This window comes from Mycobacterium sp. E1747, assembly GCF_001667775.1.
In the GTDB taxonomy this organism is placed as follows: Bacteria; Actinomycetota; Actinomycetes; order Mycobacteriales; family Mycobacteriaceae; genus Mycobacterium.
On record NZ_LZJI01000051.1, the window covers coordinates 117,376 to 128,869 of the forward strand.

The 11,494-nt window shown below is 67.3% G+C and carries 10 protein-coding genes and 1 pseudogene; 6 read left to right on the forward strand and 5 right to left on the reverse strand.

Annotated elements, in window-relative coordinates:
• The first annotated feature begins 3 nt into the window (after positions 1–3).
• From A5695_RS06095 to ag85C, 4 genes are all read left to right on the forward strand, one after another.
• Positions 4–462, forward strand: coding sequence for a MarR family winged helix-turn-helix transcriptional regulator (locus A5695_RS06095; RefSeq protein WP_068079223.1), 459 nt, complete (start codon positions 4–6; stop codon positions 460–462).
• The gene (locus A5695_RS06100) at positions 459–1,286 is read left to right on the forward strand and encodes an ATP-binding cassette domain-containing protein (RefSeq protein WP_068079224.1); all 828 of its coding nucleotides are present in this window, start codon (positions 459–461) and stop codon (positions 1,284–1,286) included. Before A5695_RS06095 ends, A5695_RS06100 begins: the two co-directional genes overlap by 4 nt.
• A complete protein-coding gene (locus A5695_RS06105) occupies positions 1,276–2,094 on the forward strand; it encodes an ABC transporter permease (RefSeq protein WP_068079225.1) in 819 nt (272 codons plus the stop codon). Before A5695_RS06100 ends, A5695_RS06105 begins: the two co-directional genes overlap by 11 nt.
• A 231-nt stretch (positions 2,095–2,325) precedes the next feature.
• On the forward strand, positions 2,326–3,366 hold the full coding sequence (gene ag85C / locus A5695_RS06110; RefSeq protein WP_068079226.1) for a diacylglycerol acyltransferase/mycolyltransferase Ag85C: 1,041 nt from the start codon (positions 2,326–2,328) through the stop codon (positions 3,364–3,366).
• Between the two features lie 41 nt (positions 3,367–3,407).
• On the opposite strand, the gene A5695_RS06115 is transcribed toward ag85C, so the two are convergent.
• The 4 genes from A5695_RS06115 to A5695_RS06130 all read right to left on the reverse strand — a co-directional run bounded on the left by A5695_RS06115 (position 3,408) and on the right by A5695_RS06130 (position 8,514).
• On the reverse strand, positions 3,408–4,109 hold the full coding sequence (locus A5695_RS06115) for a YoaK family protein (RefSeq protein ID WP_068079227.1): 702 nt from the start codon (positions 4,107–4,109) through the stop codon (positions 3,408–3,410).
• 36 nt (positions 4,110–4,145) lie between these two features.
• On the reverse strand, positions 4,146–5,492 hold the full coding sequence (locus tag A5695_RS06120; protein ID WP_068079228.1) for a maltokinase: 1,347 nt from the start codon (positions 5,490–5,492) through the stop codon (positions 4,146–4,148).
• 81 nt (positions 5,493–5,573) lie between these two features.
• Positions 5,574–7,346 carry a maltose alpha-D-glucosyltransferase gene (gene treS / locus A5695_RS06125; RefSeq protein ID WP_068079245.1) on the reverse strand — a complete coding sequence of 591 codons (1,773 nt, stop codon included), beginning with the start codon at positions 7,344–7,346 and terminating at the stop codon, positions 5,574–5,576.
• A 121-nt stretch (positions 7,347–7,467) separates the two neighbouring features.
• The gene (locus A5695_RS06130) at positions 7,468–8,514 is read right to left on the reverse strand and encodes a S1C family serine protease (RefSeq protein ID WP_068079229.1); all 1,047 of its coding nucleotides are present in this window, start codon (positions 8,512–8,514) and stop codon (positions 7,468–7,470) included.
• Positions 8,515–8,656: 142 nt separating this feature from the next.
• Here A5695_RS06130 and A5695_RS06135 point away from each other — a divergent pair, with 142 nt between their 5' ends.
• Complete coding sequence (locus A5695_RS06135; protein ID WP_068079230.1) at positions 8,657–9,070, forward strand: TIGR03668 family PPOX class F420-dependent oxidoreductase; 414 nt, start codon at positions 8,657–8,659, stop codon at positions 9,068–9,070.
• A 142-nt stretch (positions 9,071–9,212) separates the two neighbouring features.
• Positions 9,213–11,300, forward strand: a pseudogene (locus A5695_RS06140) (elongation factor G-like protein EF-G2); the annotation flags it as partial.
• A gap of 28 nt (positions 11,301–11,328) precedes the next feature.
• Here A5695_RS06140 and A5695_RS27275 read toward each other — a convergent pair.
• Positions 11,329–11,494, reverse strand: a 166-nt coding sequence (locus A5695_RS27275; RefSeq protein WP_156749478.1) for a hypothetical protein, incomplete at its 5' end; no start/stop codon positions are given.

Sequence of the window (11,494 nt, forward strand, 5' to 3'; positions counted from 1 at the left end):
ATTATGGAACAGGTGCAGTCAACGACGGATGTGGTCACCGACGTGTTCCGCGTAGTCGGCAGGTTCCGCCGGCAGCTGCGGCGCACGGCCGGGCGTGGCTTCGACTCGTCGGCGCTGACCGAGTCGCAGTCCGAGCTGCTGTGGCTGGTCGCCCGGCGGCCGGGCATCTCGGTCAACGCGGCCGCCGGCGAGCTCGGGCTGGCCCCCAACACGGCGTCGACCCTGGTGTCGAAGTTGGTCTCCGGGGGGCTGCTCGTCCGGACCGTCGGCGACCCGGATCGCAGAGTCGGCCGGCTGCACCTGGCCGAACCGGCCCAGGAGATCGTCGACGCGTCTCGGGCCGCGCGGCGAGCGGTACTGGCCGACGTGCTCGCCGAACTCGACGACGACCAAATCGCGTCGTTGACAAGAGGATTGGAGGTTATCGAGATGATGACCCAGACATTGCAGGAGCGACGATGAGCGGTTCATTTCCGATGGCGGTCGACGCCAGGCACCTGACCTACCGGTATGGCCAGTTCACCGCCGTCAACGACGTCACGTTGCAGGTGCGAACCGGTGAGACCATGGGCCTGCTCGGCCCGAACGGTGCCGGGAAGACCACCCTGGTCCGGATGCTCACCACGCTGGCCCCGGTGCAGCAGGGCCAATTACGGATCTTCGGGCTCGACGCCCGGCGCCAGACCACGGACATTCGCAGCAATATCGGCTATGTGCCGCAACAACTCTCGATCGAGCCCGCATTGACGGGCCGGCAGAACGTCGAGTGGTGCGGGCGGCTCTACGGAGTGCCCCGGGCCGAGCGTTCCGAGCGCGCCGAACAGGCCTTGGCCGCGATGGATCTGCTCGAGGTGGCCGACCGGTTGGCGGCGGGCTATTCCGGCGGCATGGTCCGCCGCCTCGAGGTGGCGCAGGCGCTCGTCAACCGCCCGTCGCTGTTGATTCTCGACGAACCGACCGTCGGGCTCGATCCGATCGCGCGCGACAGCGTCTGGACGCAGGTGCAGAAGATGCAGGCGCAGTTCGGGATGACCGTGCTGCTGACCACCCACTACATGGAGGAGGCCGACGCGTTGTGCGATCGGGTCGCCCTGATGCACCGCGGGGAGCTGCAGGCGGTGGGTACACCCGCCAAGTTGAAGTCGACGGTGTCGCCGGGCGCGACCCTCGAGGACGTGTTCCGTCACTACGCGGCGTCGGACTTGGCCGACGGTGAATCCTCCGAGCCGGAAGGCTCATTCCGCGAAATTCGTTCCGCCAGAAAGGTTGCCCGCCGTGTCGGTTGACGGCGCCTTGCCAGGGACCCTCGTCCGCGCGCCACGCGGATGGCAACGCGTGGGCGCCGTGTCCAGCCGGATCGGCGCGTTCGCGATCGTCGAGATGCAGAAGTTGCAGCATGACCGGACCGAACTCGTCACCCGAATGGTGCAGCCGGCGCTGTGGCTGCTCATCTTCGGGACCACCTTCAGCCACCTGCACGTCATACAGACCGGCTCGGTGTCCTACCTGGCCTTCCTGGCGCCGGGGATCATCGCCCAGTCCGCGCTGTTCATCTCGATTTTCTATGGGATACAGATCATTTGGGATCGCGACGCCGGTGTCCTGGCCAAGCTGATGGTGACGCCCGCGCCCGCATCGGCGTTGATCACCGGTAAGGCGTTCGCGGCCGGCGTGCGCTCTGTCGCCCAGGTGGTCGGCGTGATGGCGTTGGCGTACCTGATGAACGTCGGCCTGACGGTCAACCCGCTGCGGATCGTGGCGGCGATGGCCGTCGTCATGTTGGGTGCCGCGTTCTTCGCGTGCCTGTCGATGACGCTGGCCGGCCTGGTGCGCAACCGTGATCGCCTGATGGGAATAGGCCAGGCCATCACGATGCCGTTGTTCTTCGCCTCCAACGCGTTGTACCCGGTCGACGTCATGCCGGCGTGGCTGCACGTGTTGAGCCGGGTGAACCCGCTCAGCTACGAGGTCGACGCGTTGCGCGGCCTGCTCATCGGCACGCCCTTCAACGCGATGGACGTCATCGTGTTGGTGGTGGCGGCTGTGCTCGGAATCGCCGCGGCCTCAACACTATTGCGCCGCCTCGTCGCCTAGCGCCGATCGGCGTTAGGCGACGAGCAGACGGTTGGGAAGTACGGCGCACGGTTTGATAGCTAATCGTGACCGTAACGCAACGATTCCCCGCCGACTCCCAATCGTTAGCCAACCGCGATCTGAAGCTGCGGCCCTGACAGGCGATTCGTCCCCTCCCCACGTGTTTCACTGCCCAGCGAAGGGATTCGACCGCGGCACGCGGCAAACGAAAGTTGGGATGGGTAGAGAGCTATGAAGTTCTTCGGAGAGTTGCGGAAGTTGCGTGGCGCCGCGGCAGCCATGCCGCGCCAACTGGCGGTCGCGGCTGTGGGGGCTGCCCTGATGTCCGGCCTCGTCACTGCCGTCGGCGTTTCGGCCACCGCGGGGGCGTTCTCGAAGCCGGGCCTACCGGTGGAATACCTGGAGGTGCCGTCACCGTCGATGGGCCGCAACATCAAGGTCCAGTTCGAGGGCGGCGGGCCCCACGCGGTCTACCTGCTCGACGGCTTGCGCGCGCAGGACGACTACAACGGCTGGGACATCAACACCCCGGCCTTCGAGGAGTTCTACCAGTCCGGCCTGTCGGTGGTGATGCCGGTCGGCGGCCAGTCCAGCTTCTACAGCAACTGGTACCAGCCGTCGTCGGGCAACGGTCAGAACTACACCTACAAGTGGGAGACATTCCTGACCCAGGAGATGCCGCTGTGGCTGCAGGCCAACAAGCAAATCTCCCCGGCCGGTAACGCCGCGGTGGGGCTGTCGATGTCCGGCGGCTCGGCCCTGATCCTGGCCGCCTACTACCCGCAACAGTTCCCTTACGCCGCTTCGCTTTCGGGCTTCCTCAACCCGTCCGAGGGTTGGTGGCCGACGCTGATCGGGCTGGCGATGAACGACTCGGGCGGCTACAACGCCAACAGCATGTGGGGGCCGTCCACCGACCCGGCGTGGAAGCGTAACGACCCGATGGTCCAGATTCCGCGACTGGTCGCCAACAACACCCGGATCTGGGTCTACTGCGGCAACGGCACTCCGAGCGACCTGGGCGGCGACAACATGCCTGCCAAGTTCCTGGAAGGACTCACGCTGCGCACCAACCAGCAGTTCCAGAACAGCTACGTGGCCGCCGGCGGGCGCAACGGAACGTTCAACTTCCCGGCCAACGGGACGCACTCGTGGCCGTACTGGAACCAGCAGTTGGTCGCGATGAAGCCCGACATCCAGCAGGTGTTGCTGGCCAGTAACACCGCGGCCCAACCGGCGCAGCCCGCACAGCCGGCTCAACCGGCCGCCTGAAACCCTCCGAGCCAGCATCGGCAGTAGCGCACCGGTCAGCGCTACTGCCGATGCTTTTGGGTTCGGTCGAGCAAGGCGCGGCGATCCTGGTGAAAGTACGTGTAGGCAGTTGTCAACGCGCACACCGATGAAGCGACCACCAGCATCCACGTGCCGTTGACCGCCAAGCTGATCAACCCGCCGACCGTGGCGCCCAGCACGAAGCTGGCGAACAGCAGAAAGTAGCCGAGCCAGTCGGCCAGCGTTCCACCGGCCATGTGGCGTTCGATGCCCTGGCCCATTTTGACGAGCGTCCCGGTCACGTAACTCAGCGGAACCGACACCTCACCGTCTTTGACGAATGACGTGTTCAATGCGCCAATGCCGAACGCCACCAACGTGATCGGCGCGAAATCGAGGAAGTTCTCCTCCCATCCCTCGTCCAAAACGTCCACCACGGTGGCGGCCAACAGGCTGAAGGTCGTCAGCACGGTGGGGCCGTGCGGATGCGCCACCCAGAAATGGCGCCGGCACACCGACGCGACGACAACGCCACCTACGAAGCACACGATCAGCAGTCCCGCGCTGACGGAGAGCAGGGCATCGCCCCGGAAGTAGCCGAGAGCGGCGCGCTGCGCGTTGCCGGTCATGAAGGTCACGAAGTAGCCGGCGGAGTGCGTGAAAGCCGTTGCCCCCAGCACACCGGCCAGCGCCGCCAGCACCCAGGACAGCCGCGCCTCGCTGTCGAAGATCTCCTTTGTCACACGGACATGGTTCCAGACGCCTGCATTCCGCGCAGATCAGAGTTTGCTATGAGCGGTGAGCCGGGCGATGGAGCGCAGCGGGATCGGCAGCCAGCCGGGCCGGTGCCGCGCCTCGTAGCCGGCCTCGTACACGGCCTTGTCGAGCTCGTAGGCGGCCAGCACGTCAGCCGCGTCCCGCGGGTCGGTTCCCGAAGCGGCGGCGTAACCCTCGCAGAACGCGGTCCTGTTGCGTTCGACCCACTCCCGGGCGCGGGCTGCCAGTTGTTTGTCGTCGGCCTGGTCCACCAACGGCCCGTACGCGGCGTACTCGAAGGACCGCAGTACGCCCGCCACGTCGCGCAACGGTGAATCCGGTGCCCGGCGCTCGTCGAGCGGTTGCCCCGGTTCGCCCTCGAAGTCGATCAGCAGCCAGCTCTCGGGGGTGCGCAGCACCTGACCGAGGTGCAGGTCACCATGCACCCGCTGGACGGTGATCGTCTGGTCGGCGAGCTTGGCGAACCGCTCCTCGATAATCGCCGCGTACTCCTGCAGCTCGGGCACCTTCGCCACGGTCGACGCCAGCCGCGCCAGCACGCTGTCGACCGGGAACGCCGACTCCGCCGTTCCGAGGGACTCGGCCAGCGTGGCATGCACCGACGCCACGGCCTCCCCGAGCCGGCAGGACTCCCCCGCGAAGTCGCCGCCGACCTCGTGGGCGTACAGGTCACCCTCCGCGAACAGATCGCGGACGCTGGCGGTCGCCATGGCCCACCCTTCGGCGGCGTTGGACGCGAACTCGGTCACCATGCCGAGCGGCCACGGCTCGTCCGGGCCGGCCAGCTCGTAGGTTCCGAGCAGCCGGGCCACGTGCGGGTTGCCGGCGCGGCCCAGCACCCGGTTCAGTTCGATGTCCGGGTTGATCCCGCTGCTGACCCGCCGGAATGCCTTGAAGATCGCGGCCCGGTCGAAGATCACGCTGGTATTGCTCTGCTCGGCGTCCGAGACGTGTGGCCTCGCCTCCAGCGGCAGCTCGACGTCGGGCTCCTTGACGAACCTCACCTCGGTGCCCGCCCCCGGCAGTACGGCCGACGAATCGATCAGCGACAACAGAAACCGCGGCGCATCGGTGTCGTAGAGGGCGTCGAAGCCCGTGCGGTCGCCGGCGGCGCCGATGGTGGCCACGGTGCTGTACTCGGAGACCGGACCGGCGTCCCACTGCACCATGACCTGGTAACGCTCGGACGAGCCGTCGGCGTACTGCGCGTCGACCAGCACCAGGTCCAGGTCGTCGCGGAGCGGCACGACGACCGCCGCGTCGGCGGAGGTCAGCTCCCGGTTACGGCCGGCGTACCACCGTTGCTGAGGGAGCCAATCTGACCAGGGCAGCTTGGCAGGATCACTCATGTGCGCCGCCCTCCCCCTGCCCGCTTCGCGGGTGGGGCGACCCCCACCTCATCACGTCGTTCTGCATCGTCGCCGGCGCGGTCATGCGTCCTCCTCACATGCAGTCAGCTGGAACCAGTAGAAACCGTGTCCCGGCAACGTCAGCAGGTAGGGCAGGTGCCCGATCCGCGGAAATTCGACGTGCCCGGTCAGCTCCACCGGCGTGCAACCGCTCCAGTGCTGCAGGTTCAGTTCGATCGGCTGTGGGAATCGCGACAGGTTGTTGACGCACAACACCGTGTCGCCGCCGTCCGGCACCTGGCGCACAAACGCCAGCACCGACGGGTTGGAGCCCCCCAATTCCTCGAAACTGCCGATGGCGAAGGCCTCGTGGCGGCGCCGCACGGCCAGCATCACCCGGGTGAAGTTCAGCAGCGACGTCGAGGTGTCGCGTTGGGCCTCGACGTTGACGGCCTGGTAGCCGTAGACGGAGTCTTGGCTGGCTGGCAGGTAGAGCCGGCCGGGGTTGGCCTTGGAGAACCCGGCGTTGCGGTCCGGTGTCCACTGCATCGGGGTGCGCACGCCGTCGCGATCACCCAACCAGATGACGTCACCCATGCCGATCTCGTCACCGTAGTACAGCACCGGCGAGCCGGGCAGCGACATCAGCAGGGCGGTGAACAGCTCGATCTGATTGCGGTCGTTGTCCAGCAGGGGCGCCAGGCGACGCCGGATACCGACGTTGGCCTTCATCCGCGGATCCTTGGCGTACTCGGAGTACATGTAGTCACGCTCTTCGTCGGTGACCATCTCCAGCGTCAGCTCGTCATGGTTGCGCAGGAAGATTCCCCATTGCGCCAGGTCCGGAATCTCCGGCGTCTGCGCCAGGATCTCCGAGATCGGAATGCGTGACTCGCGACGCACCGCCATGAAGATGCGTGGCATCAGCGGGAAGTGGAACGCCATATGGCACTCGTCGCCGCCGGTGGTGGGGTCGCCGAAGTACTCGACCACGTCGGCCGGCCACTGGTTGGCCTCGGCGAGCAGCACCCGTCCGGGAAACTCGTCATCGACCACCTTGCGGACCCGCTTGAGGAAGGCGTGCGTCTCGGGCAGGTTCTCGCAGTTGGTGCCCTCCCGCTCGAACAGGTAGGGCACGGCGTCCAGCCGGAACCCGTCGATGCCCAGGCCGAGCCAGAAGCGCAGCACGTCGATCATGGCTTCCTGGACGGCAGGGTTTTCGTAGTTCAGGTCCGGCTGATGCGAGAAGAACCGGTGCCAGTAGAACTGTTTGCGCACGGGGTCGAAGGTCCAGTTGGACTCCTCGGTGTCGACGAAGATGATCCGGGCGTCGGTGTACTTCTCGCTGGTGTCACTCCACACGTAGAAGTCGCCGTACGGGCCGTCGGGGTCATGCCGCGACTCCTGAAACCAGGGGTGCGAATCCGATGTGTGGTTCATCACGAGGTCGGTGATGACCCGGATGCCCCGCTCGTGCGCCGCGTTGAGCAGCGCCACGAAGTCGTCGACCGTCCCGAACTCGGGCAACACTTTGTAGAAATCCCGGATGTCGTACCCGCCGTCGCGAAGCGGCGAGTCGTAGAAGGGCGGCAGCCAGATGCAGTCGATGCCGAGCCACTGCAGGTAGTCCAGTCGCCCCAGCAATCCGCGCAGGTCACCGGACCCGTCCGCGTTGGCGTCGAAGAACGCGCGGACCAGCACCTCGTAGAACACGGCACGCTTGAACCACGTCGGATCGGTGGGCAGCGCGGCGGCGTTGTCGAAGTCGTCGGAGTCGGGGTGCTCGACGACACCCCCCTCGACGTGACTTCCCCCCGCGGGATGGTGCTCGACAGCGTCTCGTGCGTCGTTCATCAAATCCACGATGCCACGGATACCCGAGGTGCGACATTCGGAATCACTCTGGTCGACATGTGACGAAAAACCCATCGCACCAATGGAATTGAGCGCCGGTCGGGCACCATCCGCGCGGGCGTCAGGCCGGAGGCCCTTCCGCCAGCGTCACGTTGGCGGTGAGATCGCCGCCCGCCGCGGCGCGGTAGTGCACCGCGATCGTGTCGCCGGGATGGTGCGGGATGAGCACGTCCGTCATCGAGGTCGCCCCGGCGATCGGGACACTGTCGATCCCGGTGATGACGTCACCGGGGCCGATGCCCGCCGCAGCCGCGGGGCCGGTGTTGACCACCCGTTCGACGCGCGCGCCGTTGCCGTTGTCGGTCACGCCGAGCCCGAGGAAGGCGGTCGGGCCGATGTGCACGGTGTTGGAGCCGGCACCCGACCTGATCTGGCCGGCCACGCCCATCGCCCGCCCGATCGGGATGGCGAAGCCCTGCCCGCCGCCCGACATCTTGTAGTTCTCGGTGGCGGCGGTGTTCACGCCGACGACCTGTCCGGCGTTGTTCACCAGCGGGCCGCCCGAGTCTCCGGGCCGGATCGGCGTGTCGGCCTGGATCAGGCCGCCCAGCGACTCGTTGGCGCCGGTCAGAGTGTCGGTCGCGGAGACCGATTGGTTGAGCGCGATGACCTTGCCGGATACCGCGCTGGGCGTTCCGCCCTGGCCGCCGGCGTTGCCCATCGCGACGACGGGCTCGCCCACGGAGACCCCGCCGCCGATCGCGGCGGTCGGCAGGCCGGCCGCCCCGCGCAGCTGCAGCACCGCGACGTCCTGGCTGCGGTCGTAGCCGACCACGTCGACGGCGTAGGTCTGCCCGTTGCCGACGTCGAAGGCGCTGATGTCGGTCGCGCCGGAGATGACGTGATTGTTGGTCAGCACGACACCGTTGGGATCGATGACGATGCCGGTGCCGGCGCCCACCGCGTTGTTGTAGCCGAACTTCGTGTTGATGTTGACCACCTGCGGCCCCACCTGGCCGGCCAACGCCGCCGGGTCGAGGGGGGCTTGTGGCGCGGTGAACGGCGATGCGGCCGCCGGCACGGTGCCCAAACCGACGCCCAGTCCGACCACAGCCAGCACGCTGATCATCCATGACCACCAGACCGAGCGGTGGTGCGATTTGCTCATCCCGTCACCCTTCCTGCTTCGCGGTATACACAAACCGTCCCGGCCTTGTGGTTCTGGGCGGCACACCTGTGTGTGTATAACCGTAATGCAGGTAGCTATTCATGGCAGTCGCAAGGTTGGGTTCGGCGCCTAGGCTGACACGGTGGGCGAATTCGACCCGAAGGCCAGGTTGACGCGGTCGCAGGTGGCCCGGCTGGCCACGGTCACACCCGATGGTCTCCCCCACCTGGTGCCGGTGGTCTTCGCCGTGCCCGACGGCGAAGACATGGTGTACACCGCCGTCGATGCGAAACCCAAGGCGACGCGGCGGCTGCGGCGGTTGGCCAACATCGAACGGAACCCCCAGGTGAGCCTGCTGGTCGACCAGTACGCCGACGATTGGACGCAGTTGTGGTGGGTTCGGGTCGACGGCACCGCCACCATCCACGCCGACGGGCCCGCGATGGAGTCCGCATACCGGCTGCTGCGCGCCAAATACCCGCAGTATCAGTCAGTTTCGCTGAACGGGCCGGTGATCGCGATCGCGGTGCTCCGCTGGTCGAGCTGGCACGCCTGAGCGCCGACGCAATTGAGGCCGGCCCGTGGCCTTGTGTTGGGCCGCCGTTGGGGGAAAAGTTGCTTCTGGATCCTGTGAGCCAGGACACACCGCACTGGGCGCACCCCTCGGCGACGCAGCCGGGGAGAACTGGAGGAACGTCATGGCGGACAAGGCGAATGCTTCCCAGGGCGCAGCGGCCGCCCCTACCGCGAACGGTCCGGGCGATGTGCGCAACATCGTCCTGGTGGGGCCGTCCGGCGGCGGCAAGACCACCCTGGTCGAGGCGCTGCTGGTCGCCGGGGGCGTGCTGAGCAGAACCGGCTCCGTCACCGACGGCAACACGGTCTGCGACTACGACGACGCCGAGATCCGCCAGCAGCGGTCCGTCGGCGTTGCCGTCGCCTCCCTGGCCCACGACCGCATCAAGGTCAACCTGGTCGACACGCCCGGATACGCCGACTTCGTCGGCGAGCTGCGGGCCGGGTTGCGCGCCGCGGATTGCGCGCTGTTCGTGATCGCGGCCAACGAGGGCGTCGACGAACCCACCAAATCGCTGTGGCAGGAATGCGACCAAGTCGGCATGCCCCGCGCGGTGGTGATCACCAAGCTCGACCACACCCGGGCCAATTACTCCGAGGCGCTGGCCGCCGCGCAGAACGCGTTCGGCGACAAGGTATTACCGCTCTACCTCCCGATCGGGCTGCCGTCCTGCTCGGGCCTGATCGGCTTGCTGTCGCAGACGCGTTACCACTATTGCGACGGCAAGCGGACCGTGCAACCGGCCGACCCGTCCGACGCCGAGGGAATCGAGGAGGCGCGCGGAACCCTGATCGAGGGCATCATCGAGGAATCCGAGGACGAGTCGCTGATGGATCGCTATCTGGGTGGGGAGTCCATCGACGAGGCGGTGCTGATCGAGGACCTGGAGCGGGCGGTCGCCCGCGGTTCGTTCTTCCCGGTGATCCCGGTATGCAGCAGCACCGGCGTCGGCACGCTGGAACTGCTGGAGGTCGCCACGCGCGGCTTCCCATCCCCGATGGAACACCCACTGCCGGAGGTGTTTACGCCGCAGGGCGCCCCGCACGCGACGCTGACTTGTGACCCCGACGCTCCCCTGCTTGCGGAGGTGGTGAAGACGACGTCGGACCCCTACGTCGGAAGGCTAAGCCTGGTCCGGGTGTTCTCCGGGACCATCAGGCCCGACACGACGGTCCATGTGTCGGGCCATTTTGCGTCCTTCTTCGGCGCGGTCAACGGGAACGGCAGCACGCACCCCGACCACGACGAAGACGAACGCGTCGGGGCCTTGTCGTTCCCGCTCGGCAAGCAGCAGCGCCCCGCCACCGCCGTGGTGGCGGGCGACATCTGCGCCATCGGCAAGTTGAGCCGGGCCGAGACCGGCGACACCCTCTCGGACAAGGCGGAACCGCTCGTCCTGAAACCGTGGACGATGCCCGAGCCGTTACTGCCGGTGGCGATCCAGGCGCACGCCAAGACCGACGAGGACAAACTGTCGGTCGGGCTGGGCCGGCTGGCCGCCGAGGACCCGACGCTGCGGATCGAGCAGAACTCCGAAACCCACCAGATCGTGTTGTGGTGCATGGGCGAAGCCCACGCCGGCGTCATCCTTGACGCGCTGGCCAACCGGTACGGCGTCACCGTCGACACCGTGGAGCTTCGCGTGCCGCTTCGAGAGACCTTCGGCAGCAAGGCAAAAGGGCACGGCCGCCACGTCAAGCAGTCGGGCGGGCACGGCCAATACGCGGTGTGCGACATCGAAGTGGAGCCGCTGCCGGAGGGGTGCGGATTCGAGTTCGTCGACAAGGTGGTGGGCGGGGCGGTGCCTCGGCAATTCATCCCGAGCGTGGAGAAGGGCGTGCGCGCGCAGATGGAAAAGGGCGTGCACGCCGGCTATCCCGTCGTCGATATCCGGGTGACCCTGCTCGACGGCAAGGCCCACAGCGTGGACTCGTCGGACTTCGCGTTCCAGGCGGCGGGCGCCTTGGCGCTGCGTGAGGCGGCCGCGGCGACGAAGGTCAGCCTGCTCGAGCCCATCGACGAAATCTCGGTACTGGTGCCCGACGACTTCGTCGGCGCGGTGATGGGCGACCTGGCGGGGCGGCGCGGTCGGGTCCTCGGCACCGACACCGCGGGCCACGAACGCACGCTGGTCAAAGCCGAGGTGCCCCAGGTGGAGTTGACGCGCTACGCGATCGACCTGCGCTCGCTGGACCGCCGCGCCGTCGCCGAGCAGTTCGGCGGCCGGGCATGACGGTTCAGACGCTGGCCTTGACCCGGGTGGCCGCGGTCTCGGGCATGGGCTCGTAACGGGCGAAGGCGCGGGTGAACGACGCGGCTCCGTGAGCCAGCGAGCGCAGGTCGATCGCGTAGCGCGTCAACTCCACCTGGGGCACCTCGGCTTTGACCAGCGTGCGTTCGTGG